Here is a 17,013-nt window from a genome sequence, read left to right on the forward strand (position 1 = left end):
ACTCGGACTAGATCTTCAGATGCTCGATGACGGCACCGGCATAGGAGTGACCAACGTTGTCAACCGCCTTCACCAAAACGTACTGCACCTTCCCTTCCCGCAGCGCGGCGCGTAGGTCGGCAGCGATCTCGGCGTCCTTACCACCACGACTCGTCATCTCTGCCAGGATCGTGCGGATATAGGGCCTGGTTCCCTGTTTGACCCGCATGCCCTGGCCCCCTCCGTCGTGGAGGGCCGGGTCCGACGGATCCGGGTCGGCCTTGCCCTTGCGCCAGTCGAGGTCGCCCGACGGGGCCTTCTCCTCCACGATGAGGTAGTCACCGTCGTCGCTCAGTTTGTACACGTCGTCGAACAAGTTGGCGCCGTTGGGCGTCTTCGGCCGTACGACGGGCTCGGCGGTCGGGAACTCGTTCGGGATGACGTGGTGGCGGGCTGCCGCCTCGCCCAGCTTCTCGGAGTGCTTGCTGTTGTTCGGGATGTCTTCGAGGTGTTCGTCGTAGGCCTTCTGCGCCTTGTCCAGGGTGTCCGTGTTCGCGGCCGACGGGGTGTCCTCGAAGGCCCGCTCGGCGTTCAGCAGATCCACGGACAGTCTGCGGTTGCGCGCCGCCTCGTCGAGGTGCGGAAGGCTGTGTGCGGGAGCGGTGTCGGGGTCGAGGTGCGAGGGGTTGAACTTGGTCTCCGACGGCCCGTGCGGAAGGTTGTGCTGGGCAGGTCATCCCTAGGCCCTGGCGAGTTGGATCATCACATAAACGAGGTGAGGGTCGGCTGGGAGCCGTCACAGAATCCCTACGAGGGGCGCCGGCGAGGGGAATTGAGAGCAGAGGAAGCGGTCGGCGGCCACCGTACGATCGCCCCATGCCCGACACCTCGACCCGCCTCGGAGCGGCCGCGACAGCGACAGCCCCCGCCCTGGTCCTGCGCCCCTGGACCCCCGGGGACGCCGCGGCGCTGGCCGCGCTTGGCCCGGACGGGGCCCTGCGGCGCTGGATGTCCTTCGCCGTCGACGACGAGGCGAGCGCCGCGCGGTGGCTGCGCGAGCAGCGGCAGGGCTGGGAGCAGGGCAGCCGCTACGCCTTCGCCGTCGAGGAGCGAGACCTCTCCTCCGGCCCGCCCGGACCACCGGCGGGCCACGTCGTCCTCAAGGACGTCACCCCTGGCGCCGCGTCCGCCGAGGTCGGATACTGGACAGCGGCACACGCGCGCGGCCGGGGCATCGCCCCCGCGCCCTGCACGCCCTGACCGACTGGGCCTTCACCACCTTCGCCCCCACCGGCCTGACTCGCCTCGGACTCCTGCATCAGGCGGACAACACGGCCTCCTGTCGTGTGGCGGACAAGAGCCGCTACCGTCCTTCCTCCGAAGCCGCCCGCGTTTCCCAGGGAGGGCCATGTGTACGTACGGCACTTGGCCGAAGGGTCCAGCTGATCGCAACCGAACGTCCGTGCCAATCGTCATCCCCGGCAACACCAACCACACCACCGGGGGACGACGGCATGGGACACAAGGAGGGCACGACCGCGAACGAAGCCGTGGCCGCCGAGGGCGAGGACATCCCACCGGGGGCTCCCGAATCCGACAGGGCAAGAAGACGCCGGGGGCGTCGGCGCTGGGTCCGGCGCACGGCGCTGTTCCTGCCCGTGGTCCTCCTGCTCCCGCTCCTGTCCGTTCTGACGGCCCTCCGCATCAACTACACGGGCGACCCCGCGGACGGCACCCGCACCAGGAACCGCGACGCCCTCTGGCTCGGCCACGCCTGGGTCGACGGCCGCAAGAAGGACGCCGACGTCACCGCCCTGGCCCGCCGTCTGCGAGGCACCGGCATCCGCGACCTGTACGTCCACTCGGGCCCGCTGGAACACGACGGCACCCTCCCCGAGTCGGCCTACCCGAGGGCCCGATGGTTCATCGACGCCGTCCACGACAAGCTCCCCGGCATTCGCGTCCAGGCCTTCCTCGGAGACGTCCTGGCCACCGAGGGCCCCGACGGCATGCGCCTGGACGACTCGGACACCCGCGCCGCCGTCGTCCGCTCCGCCCGCCAGGTCCTGGAAACCGGGTACGAGGGCATCCACCTCGACCTGGAGCCCATGCCGTCCGGCGACCGCGACTACCTCACCCTCCTCGACTCACTTCGCCGCGAGACCCGTTCCAGGGACGCGCGACTCTCCGTCGCCGCCCACCAGATCGACCCGCTTCCGGCCCTCCATACCGTGTTCGGCTTCTTCACAGACCACCCCAAGTGGTGGTCGCAGGAGTTCTTCGGCCGGGTCGCCCGCCGCGTCGACCAGATCGCCGTGATGTCGTACGACACCGCCCAGCCGCTTGAGGGCACCTACGGCGGCTACGTCGCTCAGCAGACGTCCCTCGCGCTGGAGGTCACCCCGGCTTCCACCGATCTGCTGATGGGCCTGCCCTTCTACTGGGAGAGCAATTTCGACCACTGGGGCCACGCCGAGACGGTCCCCGCCGCCGTGCGAGGCGTCCGGCTCGGCCTGTCGCGTACGGACGCGGACCGGGCCCGCTTCGGTGTCGCGCTGTACATCGACTTCGCCGCGACCGAGGCGGACTGGCGGGCGTACAGGGAAGACTGGGTGCGGTGACCACGGCCCGGCGACCCCTCACCGCCACCGACCTCGCCCCTCTGGCCCGCGCCGCCCTGGGGCCGGCCCATCACCTCACCGGCGTGGAACGCCTGCGCGGAGGCACCAAGAAGGGCGTCTACCGTCTGACCCTCGACGACGACTCCACCGCCATCGCCTATGTCTGGTCCGCCGACGAGGACTTCTGGGACGCCGGCCCCTCGGATCCCCGCGACCCGTTCTCCCACGGCACGGGCCTCGACCTGTTCACGGCGGCCCACGACCGGCTCGCCGCCGCCGGTGTCCGCACGCCCCGCCTCCGGTACGCCGACGCCACGCACACCCACCTCCCGGCGGACGCGGCCGTCGTGGAGGACCTGACCGGCGGCAGCCTGGAGGACGCCCTGGCCCGTGACCCGGAGCAGGCACCGCGGGCCATGGAGCGGACGGCGGAGCTTCTCGCCACCCTGCACGCCCACACCGGCCCCTGCCTCGGCAAGGTCGCCCTCGTCGACCACGGCGGCTCCTCCCACCCCGCCTCCTGCGAACAGCGCGTCACCGAGGGCGCCTTGCGCTGCATCGCCGAAGCGGCCCGGCGCGAGCCCCGCGCCGCCGCCGTACGCCGGGAACTGGAGGAGACCGTCCGGGCTCTGGCCGCCGAGGTGCGGCCCCGTGACCACCACACCCTCATCCACGGCGAACTCGGGCCGGACCACGTCCTGCTCACGTCCGACGGACAGCCGGCACTCATCGACATCGAGGGCCTGATGTACTTCGACCTGGAGCACGAGCACGTCTTCCTCCGGCTCCGCTTCGGGCCCCACTACGACGCCCTGCGGGCCCCCGGCCTGGACGAGGCCCGCCTGCGCCTGTACCGCCTGTCGATGCACATCGGGCTCGTCTCGGGCCCGCTGACCCTCATCGAGGGGGACTTCCCGCACCCGGGCCGGATGCGGGAGATCGCGGAACACAACCTCCACCAGGCCCTCAGCCTGCTGAAGAGCGCCTCCTGATCTTCGAGCCCAGCCACACCAGCGGGTCGTACTTGCGGTCGACGGCGCGTTCCTTCAGTGGGATCAGCGCGTTGTCCGTGATCTTGATGCCCTCGGGGCAGACCTCCGTGCAGCACTTGGTGATGTTGCAGTAGCCCAGGCCGTGTTGGTCCTGGGCGGTGGTCTTGCGGTCCAGGCCGGATTCCGAGGCCGCGTCGAGGGGATGCATGTCGAGTTCCGCCACCCGCATGAGGAAGCGGGGGCCCGCGAACGCCTGCTTGTTCTCCTCGTGGTCGCGGACGACATGGCAGGTGTCCTGGCACAGGAAGCACTCGATGCACTTGCGGAACTCCTGCGAGCGGTCGACGTCCTCCTGCATCATGCGGTACTCGCCGGGCGCGACCCCGGCCGGCGGTACGAAGGCCGGGACCTCCCTGGCCTTGGTGTAGTTGAAGCCGACGTCGGTGACCAGGTCGCGGACGACCGGGAACGCCCGCAGCGGCGTCACCGTGATCGTCTCCTCCTGGTCGAACACCGACATGCGGGTCATGCACAGCAACCGCGGCCGTCCGTTGATCTCCGCCGAGCAGGAACCGCACTTGCCCGCCTTGCAGTTCCAGCGCACGGCGAGATCGGGAGCCCGCGTGGCCTGGATGCGGTGGATGATGTCGAGGACCACCTCGCCCTCGTTCACCTCGACCTTGAAGTCCTCCAGGCCGCCGCCCCCGGTATCGCCACGCCACACCTTGAACCGGGCCTCGTAGCCGCTCACTCGTACAGCTCCTCTTCGGCCAGGTACTTCACCAGCTCCTCCTTGTCGAACAGGGCGAGCAGGTCCGCACGGACGGGTTCGGTGGTCTCGCTGCTGAGGGTGGTCTGGCTGCGGACCGGGTCCGCGGCCAGCCCACCGGTCGGGTCGGTGAGCGCGCACAGCAGGTTGATACGGCGCCATTTGCGGTCCATCGCCGGATGGTCCTCCCGCGTGTGCCCGCCGCGCGACTCGGTGCGCTCCAGAGCGGCCCGCGCCACGCACTCGCTGACCAGCAGCATGTTCCTGAGGTCCAGGGCGAGGTGCCAGCCCGGGTTGAACTGCCGGTGTCCCTCGACCCCGGCCCGGCGCGCCCGTACCCGCAGCTCGGCCAGCTTCTCCAGGGCCTGCTTCATCTCCGGCTCGCGGCGGATGATGCCGACCAGGTCGTTCATCGTCTGCTGGAGTTCCTGGTGCAGGGTGTACGGGTTCTCCGGCGGGCCGTCCGAGGGCTCCTCGGTCTCCGCCTCGGCCGAGAACGGGCGCAGGGCCTCCGCGGCGGCGGAGTCGATCTGGACGTCGTCCACCGGCGGGCGCGCCCCGGCCAGGCCCGCCGCGTACTCGGCCGCGTGCCAGCCCGCCCGGCGGCCGAACACCAGCAGGTCGGACAGCGAGTTGCCGCCGAGCCGGTTGGAGCCGTGCATACCGCCGGCCACCTCACCGGCCGCGAACAGCCCGGGCACCCCGCGGGCCGCCGCCGTGTCGGACTCGACCGCGACCCCGCCCATCACGTAGTGACAGGTGGGCCCGACCTCCATCGCCTCCGCCGTGATGTCGACGTCCGCCAGCTCCTTGAACTGGTGGTACATCGACGGCAGCCGGCGCTTGATGACCTCGGCGGGCATGCGCGTCGACACGTCGAGGAACACGCCCCCGTGCGGCGAGCCGCGCCCCTCCTTCACCTCGGCGTTGATCGCCCGCGCGACCTCGTCGCGGGGGAGCAGCTCGGGGGGACGCCGGTTGTTGTCCGGGTCGTCGTACCAGCGGTCGCCCTCGGCCTCCGACTCGGCGTACTTGTCCTTGAAGACGTCGGGGATGTAGTCGAACATGAACCGCTTGCCGTCGGAGTTGCGCAGCACGCCGCCGTCGCCGCGCACCGACTCGGTGACGAGGATGCCCTTCACCGACGGCGGCCAGACCATGCCGGTCGGGTGGAACTGCACGAACTCCATGTTCAGCAGGGGAGCGCCCGCGAGGAGCGCCAGCGCGTGACCGTCGCCCGTGTACTCCCACGAGTTCGACGTCACCTTGAAGGACTTGCCGATGCCGCCCGTGGCGATCACGACGGAGGGTGCTTCGAGGACGAAGAAGCGGCCCGACTCGCGCTCGTAGGCGAAGACGCCCGAGACCTGGCCGCCCGCGGCGGAGCCGCTGTCGGACACAGTCTTCAGCACCCGCGTGACCGTGCACTCCTGGAAGACCTTCAGCCGCGACTCGTAGTCGCCGGTCTCCTTGAAGTCCTCCTGCTGCAGCGCGACGATCTTCTGCTGGAGGGTCCGGATCAGCTCCAGGCCCGTGCGGTCGCCGACGTGCGCGAGGCGCGGGTACTCGTGGCCGCCGAAGTTGCGCTGGGAGATCCGGCCGTCCTTGGTGCGGTCGAACAGCGCGCCCCAGGTCTCCAGCTCCCACACCCGCTGCGGCGCCTCCCGCGCGTGCAGCTCGGCCATCCGCCACTGGTTGAGGAACTTGCCGCCGCGCATGGTGTCGCGGAAGTGGACCTGCCAGTTGTCGCCGGTGTTGACGTTGGCCATCGCCGCGGCGATCCCGCCCTCGGCCATCACGGTGTGCGCCTTGCCGAACAGCGACTTGCAGATCACGGCCGTACGGGCGCCCCGCTCACGGGCCTCGATGGCGGCGCGCAGCCCGGCACCGCCCGCGCCCACCACGACGACGTCCCACTCCTGCCGGTCGACCACGGACATCAGTACGCACCCCTCATCAGAAGAACCGCGGATCGTCGAAGGCGCCGGACGCGACCAGATAGACGTAGAAGTCGGCGAGCGCCACGCTCACCAGCGACGCCCAGGCGAGCTGCATGTGCCGGGCGTTGAGCTTCCCGGCCCACTGCCACATCCGGTAGCGCACGGGATGCCTGGAGAAGTGCTTGAGCTTGCCGCCGACGATGTGCCGGCACGAGTGGCAGGAGATCGTGTACGCCCAGATCAGCACGATGTTGACCAGGAACACCACCGTGCCGAGGCCCATGTGGCCCCACGCGTAGTTCTCGTCGCGGAAGGCGAGCACGGTGTCGTACGTGAGGATCCCGGCGACGGCGATCGCGGCGTAGAAGAAGTACCGGTGGATGTTCTGCAGGACCAGGGGGAAGCGGGTCTCACCGGTGTACTTCTTGTGCGGCTCGGCCACCGCGCAGGCCGGCGGGGACGCCCAGAAGCCCCGGTAGTAGGCCTTGCGGTAGTAGTAGCAGGTCAGCCGGAAGCCGAGCGGGAAGATCAGGATGATGATGGCGGGCGAGATGCCCCACCAGCTGCCGAAGATCTCCCAGTTCGGGCCGGCCTTCATCGGCTCGCATCGCTCCGCCAGGCACGGCGAGTAGAAGGGCGAGACGTACGGCGCCGCGTAGTAGTGGGCGTCGGCGAAGGCCCGCCAGGTCGAGTAGACGATGAAGGCCAGCAAGCCGGCGGCCGTGCCGGCCGGGGCCAGCCACCAGCGGTCGGTGCGCAGGTGCGGGGCGCTGATCGCGGCGCGCGTACCCGCCCGTACGCCGCCGCTTCTGGGTTGGGGTTCGGTGGCGGGAGGTTCCGTACCAGTGGTCACGTGACGACTCCGGTCGGGTTCGGGGGAGGTGCCGGTCGTACGACTCCTGCCCGGTCAGGGAGCGCGCCGGTCCCGGGCGCCGAGCCCCTCGTCGTCCGAGTCGCGCCACAGGGCGGAGTCGTACGGCGCGTCCGAGATGGTGACGAGATCGGGGCGCTTCGGTGCGGCCGGCGAGGCGGCGGCGTCGCGCAGCAGGGCGACGCTCTCGCGCAGATGGTTGGCGTCGGCACGGACGCGGCGCATCTCCAGGCCGCCGGTGCCGAGCTGCTTCTCCAGGCGTCCCACCGACCGGAGCAGGTCGTCGAGGCTGCGCTGGACTGACGTCAGTTCGTCGTGAACGGACATGACTTGCCCTCACTTCCGCGGGTCCTTCGAGGCCCAAGGCGGCAACGTTCATGCGCCTGCGAGTGTTGCGCGTCACACCTTGTGCTGTGAAGGGATGTGCATCGATTGGCCGAGGCGCATGGGTGCGCTTTGCCGTGTATTGCTCCACACGGGTGACTCTCCGACCGTGACCGCCGTGTCGCCCTGTGTTGCTGAACCCTTTCCTCTTCAGTGGGCCGCATACATCAGATGAAATCCAAATACCGCCAAAAGTGATCATAACGCCCGCGGCTTTCCGGAGGTAGCACAGATGTCCCAGCACGCCGTCGGCCCGCGTGCGGTCTCGCGCTCGGTCGCCTTCCTCCTCACCGCGGGAGTGCTCGCGGTGCCCGCGCTCGCCGGATGCGGCTCCGAGGACCCGGCCGGCAAGCCACTCGCCGGGCAGGACATCCAGCCCGCCGCCCGCGACCGGATCACCGACGGCGGCACCCTGCGCTGGGCCGTGGACTCCGTGCCCGACACCCTGAACACCTTCCAGTCGGACGCCGACGCCACCACCACCCGCGTGGCCCAGGCCGTCCTGCCCTCGATGTTCCGGATGAACGCCGAAGGCCGCCCGGAGCGCAACCCCGCCTACCTGGAGTCCGCCAAGGTCGTCGAGACGGAGCCCAAGCAGGTCGTCCTCTACAAGCTCGACCAGCAGGCCGTCTGGAGCGACGGCCGGGAGATCGGCGCAGCCGACTTCGCCGCCCAGTGGCGCGCCCTGTCCGGCAAGGACACCGCCTACTGGACCGCCCGCAACGCCGGCTACGACCGCATCCAGAAGATCGAGCGCGGGGACAACGCCCTGGAGGTCCGGGTCACCTTCAGCCGCCCCTACGCCGACTGGCGCTCCCTGTTCTCGCCGCTGTACCCCAAGGACGTCATGGGCACCCCGGACTCCTTCAACGACGGGGCACGCAAGAAGCTCAAGGTCACCGCCGGCCCCTTCGTGCTGAAGAAGCTCAGCCGCAAGAACGAGGAGATCACCCTCACCCGCAATCCGCGCTGGTGGGGCCGGCCGGCCAAGCTCTCCGAGATCGTGCTGCGCACGGTGCCGCGCGACAAGCGGGCCAAGGAGCTGGCCGCCGGCACCCTCGACCTGGCCGAGATCGCTCCCTCCGAGGCCCGCCGCATCACCGTCGCCGCACGCCCCCGGGGATCCAGCAGCCCGGTCATGGGCCCCGAGGCGGACCGGAAGCCGCGCAAGACGGCCGCCAAGCACGCCCGGCAGCAGCAGGCCCTGCGCGGCTTCGAGGTGCGCAAGTCCCTGGAGCCGGCCTTCACCCAGCTCGCCCTGAACGGGGCCGAGGGGCCGCTCGCCGACGAGCGCGTCCGCAGGGCCGTCGCCCGCGCCCTGGACCGCGAGGAACTGGCCGAGGCCGTGCTGAAGCCCCTCGGACTGCCCGCCGTACCGGTCGGCAGCCACCTCGCCCTGTCCGGCCAGGCCGCCTACGCCGACAACAGCGGCGCCCTCGGCGGCCAGGACACCAAGGAGGCCCAGGCGCTGCTCGCGGACGCCGGATGGGTGCGGGGCGGCCCGATCAAGGAAGAGAAGAAGAAGGGGGAGAAGGCGGCCGGAGCCGAGGGCGAGAAGGCCGGGTCCTCCGAGGACGGGTCCCGCGACGACGACGGCGAGTACATCGTCGGCGCGGACGACAAGGACAAGCAGGGCGACAAGGACCAGCAGGACGGCAAGGCGCTCCGCGACGAGGACCCGAACCACCTCGCCCAGGACGGCAAGCAGTACAAGCAGCCGCACCAGGGCGGCGCCCCCGGCGCGTACGCCCCCATGGGCACCGCCGCCCCGGCCGGCCGCGAGGCCGCCCCGCTCGCCAAGAACGGCAAGCCGCTCACCCTCCGCTTCGTGCTCCCCTCCGGGCCCGGTTCCCAGACGCTGCGCACGGTGGCCGACCGCATCGCCCGCATGCTGGAGGGCGTCGGCATCGGCACGGAGATCTCCAAGGTCTCCGACGAGTCCTACTTCAAGGACCACATCGCGTCAGGCCAGTACGACCTCGCCCTGTACTCCTGGCCCGCCTCCGCCTTCCCCGCCACCGACGCCCGGCCCGTCTACGCCAAGCCCGTCCCGGCCGCCGACGGTTCGCTGAACGTCGAGCAGAACTACACCCGCGTCGGCACCGACCAGGTCGACCAGCTCTTCGACCAGGCCGTGGCCACCCTCGACGAGGGCGAGTCCCTCGCCCTGATCCGCAAGGCGGACTCCCGCATCTGGGCCGCGGCCGGCTCGATCCCCCTCTTCCAGCGCCCCCAGCTCATCGCAGCCCGCAAGAACCTGGTCAACACCGGCGCCTTCGGCCTCGGCGCGCCGGTCTACGAGGACATGGGCTTCCTGAAGAAGGGCGCGAAGCCGGCGGGGGGCCCGTCGGCGAAGGGTTCGGCGGCGCCGTAGCTCTGGGAACGCTCAAACGCCTTGCCGTCCCGCGCCCCGCGTCCACATCATGAGGCCGGCAGTGATCATGGTGCGGGCGCGGGGGCGTCCGCACACGGGGGACGGGAGCCGGCGCATGCACGGCACGGTACGGCTGACCTGCACGGCTGGGCTGCTCATCGGGGCGCTGATGGCAGGGCTGACGGCGTGCACGGGCGACTCGGGGGGCGCCGGGGAGGACAAGGCCGAGGCCTGTGCGGGCGGTACGTACGCGTGGTCCGGCGTCCGGAGGGAGCAGCGGCTGACCGCGCTGTCCGACCCGATCAGGTTCAAGAAGAAGACCGGCACTTACAGGTCCCGCCTCGAGGCCGTCGGCGACACGGTGTACCGGCCGTCGGTGACCGGTACGCCCGAGGGCGCCGGCGCGGCCGGTGTGATCGAGGCCCTGGGCAGGCACCTGAAGGTCGAGGAGCCGCTCGCGGGTCCGTCCGACACGGAGCGGCCCGAGGAGGACCACTACTTCGAGTCGGCGACCGGCGACCACAAGGGCGCCTCCTACGCGTGGGCGGCGATCGACCTGGTCGAAGCGGACTTCACCTACACCTGCGGGGACAGCGAGCCGGCCAAGGGGCAGGTGCGGACCTGGGAAGGCACCGGCGCCGGCTTCCTGCCCTGCTCCATGCCCTCGGACGAAGAGGCCGGCCTCCTCGCCGCCGAGCGGACCTGTCCGGCCGGATCGGAGGCCGCGGAGGACGCCTGACCTGCACCGATGTATCCCGGCTAAGCCCAGCGGCCGCGCACCCGTACCATGGGAGGTGGCCGTGGCATGTTCAGCCCGGCAGGGCCCGCGCACCGCAGACGTCCGCGCAGGGCATTCCTCACACTCCGGGAGTACGCCTTCTTATGGCCACGCGCCACGACATCCGCAACGTCGCCATCGTCGCCCACGTCGACCACGGCAAGACGACCATCGTCGACGGCATGCTGAAGCAGGCCGGTGCCTTCGCCGCCCACCAGCTCGAGGGCGTCGACGACCGCATGATGGACTCGAACGACCTGGAGCGTGAGAAGGGCATCACGATCCTGGCCAAGAACACGGCGGTGAAGTACCACCCGAAGGCTGGGGGGGACGTCATCACCATCAACATCATCGACACCCCCGGTCACGCCGACTTCGGCGGTGAGGTCGAGCGCGGTCTGTCGATGGTCGACGGTGTCGTCCTGCTCGTCGACGCCTCCGAGGGCCCGCTGCCGCAGACCCGCTTCGTGCTGCGCAAGGCGCTGCAGCAGCGGCTGCCCGTCATCCTGTGCATCAACAAGACGGACCGCCCGGACTCCCGGATCGACGAGGTCGTCAACGAGACGTACGACCTCTTCCTCGACCTGGACGCCGACGAGGAGCAGATCGAGTTCCCGATCGTCTACGCCTGCGGCCGCGACGGCATCGCCTCGCTGACCAAGCCGGACAACGGCACGGTCCCCGCCGACTCCACCAGCCTGGAGCCGTTCTTCTCCACGATCCTGGAGCACATCCCGGCGCCGACGTACGACGAGGCCGCCCCGCTCCAGGCCCACGTCACCAACCTGGACGCCGACAACTTCCTCGGCCGTATCGCGCTGCTCCGCGTCGAGCAGGGCGAGCTGCGCAAGGGCCAGACGGTCGCGTGGATGAAGCGCGACGGGTCCGTCAGCAACGTCCGCATCACCGAGCTGATGATGACCGAGGCGCTCACCCGCAAGCCGGCCGAGATGGCCGGCCCCGGTGACATCTGCGCGGTCGCCGGTATCCCGGACATCATGATCGGCGAGACCCTGGCCGACCCGGAGAACCCGGTCGCACTGCCGCTGATCACGGTCGACCAGCCCGCGATCTCCATGGTCATCGGCACCAACACCTCCCCGCTGGTCGGCCGTGGCGCCACCGGCAAGGGCGCCGACAACAAGGGCGCGGTCAAGGACCGCAAGGTCACCGCCCGCCAGGTCAAGGACCGCCTCGACCGCGAGCTGATCGGTAACGTCAGCCTCCGCGTGCTGGACACCGAGCGCCCCGACGCCTGGGAGGTCCAGGGCCGTGGTGAGCTGGCCCTCGCGATCCTCGTCGAGACCATGCGCCGGGAAGGCTTCGAGCTGACCATCGGCAAGCCGCAGGTCGTCACCAAGGAGGTCGACGGCAAGACGCACGAGCCCGTCGAGCGCATGACGATCGACGTGCCCGAGGAGCACATGGGCGCGGTCACGCAGCTCATGGGCGTGCGCAAGGGCCGCATGGACAACATGTCCAACCACGGCTCCGGCTGGGTCCGCATGGAGTTCGTCGTCCCCTCCCGCGGTCTGATCGGTTTCCGTACGGAGTTCCTGACCCAGACCCGCGGCACGGGCATCGGCCACTCCATCCACGAGGGCTTCGAGCCCTGGTTCGGCGCGCTCCAGACCCGAAACAACGGCTCGCTGGTCGCCGACCGCTCCGGTGCGGTCACCGCGTTCGCGATGACCAACCTCCAGGAGCGCGGCGTGCTCTTCACCGAGCCGGGCACCGAGGTGTACGAGGGCATGATCGTCGGCGAGAACTCCCGCGCCGACGACATGGACGTCAACATCACCAAGGAGAAGAAGCTCACGAACATGCGGTCCTCCTCGGCCGACTCGTTCGAGGCGATCGTGCCGCCCCGCAAGCTCTCCCTGGAGCAGTCCCTGGAGTTCTGCCGTGACGACGAGTGCGTGGAGGTCACCCCGGAGGCCGTGCGCATCCGCAAGGTGAACCTGGACGCCCGCGAGCGCGCCCGCGCCGCGAGCCGCGCCAAGCACGGCTGACGCCTCCCACCGAACGACGACGCCGGGCACCCCGCATCGCGGGGTGCCCGGCGTCGTCGTGAAGAGAAGGTGACGCAAAGGGAAGGGTGAGGGAAAACCCTCGATTTGGCGGGGAAGGCCGTCCGGAACGCCCCGCTCCCACTAGCCTGTCGCGAAAGTGCTTCACCCTGCCCTGATTCGGCGCCGTACAACGGCCCTGTGGCAGAGGCCTTTTGAGAGGGCGACAGCTGCCCGGGGCACCCTGCACGGCAGTCACGGGAGTCGCAACCCGTTTATCTCATTCTCGCGTCCGGAATGCGGACACCTGCCACCGATAGATGTGTAACAAGTCCGTTTCGCAGGGATCTTTCACCAAACCCTTTGTCCGGATTTTGGAAGATGTAGGCCTGAGCTGTGATCGAACCGAGACCTCGAGAGTGTGGTTCGGTCTGGGCGCATGGCAGATAGTTAGGCGCGTAGAGCTCGGATGAACGGGTCACTCGCCGGCATCGGCGCCGACTCACGAGCGCGGGGGCACTCGACAATTTCCGGCACCGGCGACGGGCGGGCGCCGTGATCTGTCCTGTGCTCTCTTTGCGGTGAACCAATGACTTCCTAGGAGGAACCCATGCGCGGTGCCAAGAGCGCCAAGTGGGTCGCGGGGGCGATAGTCGTCGCCCTGGCCGCTACCGCCTGTGGCGGCGGCGACGACAGTGCCGGCGACGACATGAACAAGGGCAAGGCCGACCCGAACGGCATCGTCACTGCGCAGCTGAGCGAGCCTCAGAACCCGCTGCAGCCGGCCAACGCCAAGGAGAGCCAGGGCAGCCGTGTCCTGCGCACGATCTTCGCGAACCTGGTCGACTACGAGCCCGGCACCGGCAAGCTCGAGTACATCAACGCCGAGTCGGTCACGCCGAACGACGACTCGTCCGAGTGGACCGTCAAGCTCAAGCCGGGCTGGAAGTTCCACGACGGCACCCCGGTCACCGCCAAGTCCTACGTGGACTCGTGGAACTGGTCGGCCAACATCAAGAACAACCAGACCAACTCCAGCTGGTTCGCCGACATCGTGGGCTTCGACCAGGTGCACCCGGAGAAGGGTGACCCGAAGTCCGACAAGATGTCGGGCCTGAAGGTCGTCGACGACAACACCTTCACCATCAAGCTGACGCAGTCGGTGTCGTACTTCGCGTACAAGCTGGGCTACGACGTGTGGGCTCCGCTGCCCGAGGCCTTCTTCAAGGACCCGAAGGGCTTCGGTCAGAAGCCGGTCGGCAACGGCCCGTACAAGTTCGTCTCCTGGGAGCACAACAAGCTCATCAAGGTCCGCAAGTTCGCGGACTACCAGGGCCCGAACAAGGCCAAGAACGGCGGCATCGACTTCAAGAACTACACGACCGCCGACGCCGCGTACTCGGACCTGCGCTCCGACAACGTGGACTGGATCGAGCAGGTCCCGACCACCGCGCTGACGAACTACAAGTCGGACCTCGGCGACCGCGCCATCGACCAGCCGTACTCGGCCGTCCAGTCGATCGTCCCGGCGTTCTACACCAAGCAGTTCAAGGACATCGACCCCAAGGTCATCCAGGGTCTGTCCATGGCGATCGACCGCCAGACGATCACCAAGACCGTCCTGCAGAGCACCCGCACCCCGGCCGACTCCTACGTCGCTCCCGGCGTCCTCGGCTACAAGAAGGGCGCGCTCGGCGACATCGTCAAGTTCGACCCGGCCCAGGCCAAGAAGCTCATCAAGGACAACGGCGGCGTCCCGGGCAACAAGATCCAGATCCAGTACAACGCCGACCAGGATCACAAGCCGTGGGTCGACGCGGTCTGCAACTCGATCCGCAAGTCCACCGGCGTGGAGTGCACCGGCGACCCGAAGCCGACCTTCCAGGCCGACCTCGACGCCCGTGACAAGGACGCGGTCAAGTCCATGTACCGCGGTGGCTGGGTGCTCGACTACCCGGTCAACTCGAACTTCATGCGCGACCTGTACGGCACCACGTCGGCCGGTAACACCAGCGGTTACTCCAACAAGGAGTTCGACAAGCTGAGCTCCGAGGCCGACAAGGCGAGCTCGATCGACGAGACCGTGGCGAAGTACCAGCAGGCGGAGCAGCTCCTCGCCAAGGACATGCCGGCGATCCCGCTCTGGTTCTACAAGGTCAACAGCGGTCAGTCGACCAAGATCCTGGGCAAGATCCCTTACGGCCAGGACGGTGACCCGATCTTCGACGAGGTTCAGGTCAAGCAGAAGTAAGAAGACGACCGCAGGCCGGTGCCGCCTCTCCCGTCAGGGGAGCGGCGGCGCCGGTCCGTAGGCAAAGGCCTCCACCTCACCCCCTAACCTGCGGTAGAGATGAGTGCGCAGGCCCTCGCCGACCCCTCACGGCATGGAGGCGCAAGATGGGGCGCTACGCCGCCAGGCGACTGCTCCAGATGATCCCGATCTTCATCGGGACAACTCTGTTGATCTTCCTGATGGTCCACATTCTGCCGGGCGACCCGGTCCGGGCCATCTACGGGGACAAGGCTCCCGATCCCGCACAGATCGCGCAGATCAAGCGCGAGTACGGCTTCGACAAGCCCGTCCTCGAACAGTACGTCCACTACATGTGGAACCTCATCCAGGGAGACTTCGGCAAGAACCTCGCCGGCCGTCCGGTCACCGAGCTCATGTCCGAGGCCTTCCCGGTGACACTGCGGCTGACGCTGCTGGCCATCACCATCGAGATCATCATCGGTGTGGGCCTCGGCGCGTGGGCCGGCCTCAGGGCCGGCAAGGCCGCCGACACCGGTGTCCTGGTCTTCACGCTGACCGTGATCTCCATCCCGGTCTTCGTCCTCGGCTTCATCGCCCGGTTCATCTTCGCGGACGAACTCGGCTGGCTACCGCCCAACGTCCAGGACTCCACGGACTTCTCGCAGTTGTTCCTGCCGGCCTTCGTCCTCGCCATGCTGTCGATGGCGTACGTGGCCCGGCTGACCCGGACGACCTTCGCGGAGAACCTGCGGGCCGACTACATGCGCACCGCGCTCGCCAAGGGCCTGCCGCGGCGCCGCATCATCGGTGTCCACCTGCTGCGCAACTCGCTGATCCCGGTGGTCACCTTCATCGGCACCGACGTCGGCGGCTTCATCGGCGGCGCGGTCATCACCGAGGGCATCTTCAACATCCAGGGTGTCGGCAACCTCCTCTACAGGGCGATCCAGACGAGCGAGGGCTCGACGGTCACGGGTGTGGTGACGGTGCTCGTCCTCGTCATCCTCCTGATCAACCTGCTCATCGACCTGCTGTACGCGGTCCTGGACCCGAGGATCCGGTATGCCTGACGTGACCAAGGCCGAGACCACCGACTCCGCCCGGGTGGACGCCGTGGCCCCGCCGGCCGTCGACGCGGCCGGCAAGGACAGCGGCAAGAAGAGCGAGAAGACCCGTTCCCTTTGGGGCGACGCCTGGTACGACCTCAGGCACCGCCCCATGTTCTGGGTCTCCTCGGTGCTGCTGGTGCTGCTGGTGCTGATCGCCGTCTTCCCCGGCTGGTTCACCAGCGCCGACCCGCGTGACGGCGACCTCGTCAACCACTACCTGGGCAAGCCCGAGCTGGGGCACTTCTTCCAGCCCGACTGGTTCGGCTACGACCAGCAGGGCCGCTCCATCTACTCGCGCGTCATCCACGGCACCCGCGCCTCGATCCTCGTAGGCGTCTGTGTGACCGCCGCGGTCACACTGCTCGGCGGTCTGCTGGGCATGCTGGCGGGCTATTTCGGCGGCTGGATCGACTCGATGATCTCCCGGATCGTCGACATCTTCTTCGGTCTGCCGTTCCTGCTCGGCACGATGGTCGTCCTGAACGCCTTCGCCGAGCGCAAGGTGTACGTCGTCATCCTGGCCCTGGCCTGCCTGGGCTGGACCTCGATCGCCCGCGTCACGCGCAGCTCCGTCATCACGGCGAAGCAGGCCGACTATGTGACGGCGGCCCGGGCGCTCGGCGCCGGCACCACGCGGATCCTGTTCCGTCACGTGATGCCGAACGCCATCGCCCCGACCATCGTCGTGGCCACGATCGCCCTCGGCGGGTACATCTCGGCGGAGGCGACGCTGTCGTTCCTCGGCCTCGGCCTCAGCGACCCGACGATCTCGTGGGGCATCGACATCTCCGAGGGCAGCAAGGTGGTCCGGGACAACCCGCACTCCCTGCTGTTCCCGGCGGGCATGCTCAGCCTCACGGTCTTCGCGTTCATCATGCTCGGCGACGCGGTGCGCGACGCCCTTGACCCGAAGCTGCGCTGAGGAGGGCGTAC

Annotated in this window: 13 protein-coding genes and 1 pseudogene; 9 read left to right on the top strand and 5 right to left on the bottom strand. The window is 69.1% G+C overall.

What is annotated here, in order from left to right; all coding sequences use genetic code 11:
• Positions 1-7 precede the first annotated feature (7 nt).
• Positions 8-583, bottom strand: a complete 576-nt coding sequence (locus ACQEV8_RS28870) for a hypothetical protein (RefSeq protein ID WP_432965984.1) — start codon at positions 581-583, stop codon at positions 8-10.
• A gap of 272 nt (positions 584-855) precedes the next feature.
• On the opposite strand from ACQEV8_RS28870, the pseudogene ACQEV8_RS28875 reads away from it, so the two are divergent.
• The 3 genes and pseudogenes from ACQEV8_RS28875 (at position 856) to ACQEV8_RS28885 (ending at position 3,592) form a co-directional block, all read left to right on the top strand.
• A pseudogene (locus tag ACQEV8_RS28875) lies at positions 856-1,425 on the top strand (GNAT family N-acetyltransferase).
• Between the two features lie 68 nt (positions 1,426-1,493).
• On the top strand, positions 1,494-2,600 hold the full coding sequence (locus ACQEV8_RS28880) for a hypothetical protein (RefSeq protein ID WP_432965987.1): 1,107 nt from the start codon (positions 1,494-1,496) through the stop codon (positions 2,598-2,600).
• Positions 2,597-3,592 (top strand): phosphotransferase family protein, encoded by a 996-nt coding sequence (locus ACQEV8_RS28885; RefSeq protein ID WP_432965990.1) that lies wholly within the window; start codon positions 2,597-2,599, stop codon positions 3,590-3,592. The genes ACQEV8_RS28880 and ACQEV8_RS28885 overlap by 4 nt, the downstream gene beginning before the upstream one ends.
• Here ACQEV8_RS28885 and ACQEV8_RS28890 read toward each other — a convergent pair.
• The 4 genes from ACQEV8_RS28890 to ACQEV8_RS28905 are packed head-to-tail and all read right to left on the bottom strand — an operon-like array spanning position 3,567 to position 7,499.
• Positions 3,567-4,343, bottom strand: coding sequence for a succinate dehydrogenase/fumarate reductase iron-sulfur subunit (locus ACQEV8_RS28890; protein WP_432965993.1), 777 nt, complete (start codon positions 4,341-4,343; stop codon positions 3,567-3,569). The two genes, ACQEV8_RS28885 and ACQEV8_RS28890, sit on opposite strands and share 26 nt — an antisense overlap.
• Complete coding sequence (locus ACQEV8_RS28895) at positions 4,340-6,301, bottom strand: fumarate reductase/succinate dehydrogenase flavoprotein subunit (RefSeq protein ID WP_432965996.1); 1,962 nt, start codon at positions 6,299-6,301, stop codon at positions 4,340-4,342. Before ACQEV8_RS28895 ends, ACQEV8_RS28890 begins: the two co-directional genes overlap by 4 nt.
• A 16-nt stretch (positions 6,302-6,317) precedes the next feature.
• On the bottom strand, positions 6,318-7,154 hold the full coding sequence (locus ACQEV8_RS28900) for a hypothetical protein (RefSeq protein WP_432965999.1): 837 nt from the start codon (positions 7,152-7,154) through the stop codon (positions 6,318-6,320).
• 54 nt (positions 7,155-7,208) lie between these two features.
• Positions 7,209-7,499 (bottom strand): hypothetical protein, encoded by a 291-nt coding sequence (locus ACQEV8_RS28905; RefSeq protein WP_432966002.1) that lies wholly within the window; start codon positions 7,497-7,499, stop codon positions 7,209-7,211.
• Between the two features lie 289 nt (positions 7,500-7,788).
• On the opposite strand from ACQEV8_RS28905, the gene ACQEV8_RS28910 reads away from it, so the two are divergent.
• The 6 genes from ACQEV8_RS28910 (at position 7,789) to ACQEV8_RS28935 (ending at position 17,002) form a co-directional block, all read left to right on the top strand.
• Complete coding sequence (locus tag ACQEV8_RS28910; protein WP_432966004.1) at positions 7,789-9,930, top strand: ABC transporter family substrate-binding protein; 2,142 nt, start codon at positions 7,789-7,791, stop codon at positions 9,928-9,930.
• Positions 9,931-10,045: 115 nt separating this feature from the next.
• On the top strand, positions 10,046-10,669 hold the full coding sequence (locus ACQEV8_RS28915; RefSeq protein ID WP_432966007.1) for a hypothetical protein: 624 nt from the start codon (positions 10,046-10,048) through the stop codon (positions 10,667-10,669).
• 143 nt (positions 10,670-10,812) lie between these two features.
• A complete protein-coding gene (gene typA, locus ACQEV8_RS28920; protein WP_432966010.1) occupies positions 10,813-12,720 on the top strand; it encodes a translational GTPase TypA in 1,908 nt (635 codons plus the stop codon).
• A 607-nt stretch (positions 12,721-13,327) separates the two neighbouring features.
• On the top strand, positions 13,328-14,968 hold the full coding sequence (locus ACQEV8_RS28925) for a peptide ABC transporter substrate-binding protein (protein WP_432966013.1): 1,641 nt from the start codon (positions 13,328-13,330) through the stop codon (positions 14,966-14,968).
• A gap of 146 nt (positions 14,969-15,114) precedes the next feature.
• On the top strand, positions 15,115-16,041 hold the full coding sequence (locus ACQEV8_RS28930; protein WP_382589473.1) for an ABC transporter permease: 927 nt from the start codon (positions 15,115-15,117) through the stop codon (positions 16,039-16,041).
• Positions 16,034-17,002: an ABC transporter permease gene (locus tag ACQEV8_RS28935; RefSeq protein WP_432966017.1), complete on the top strand. Its 969-nt coding sequence runs from the start codon at positions 16,034-16,036 to the stop codon at positions 17,000-17,002. The genes ACQEV8_RS28930 and ACQEV8_RS28935 overlap by 8 nt, the downstream gene beginning before the upstream one ends.
• Positions 17,003-17,013 lie beyond the last annotated feature (11 nt).

This window comes from Streptomyces sp. CA-179760, assembly GCF_050937045.1.
Classification (GTDB): Bacteria; Actinomycetota; Actinomycetes; order Streptomycetales; family Streptomycetaceae; genus Streptomyces.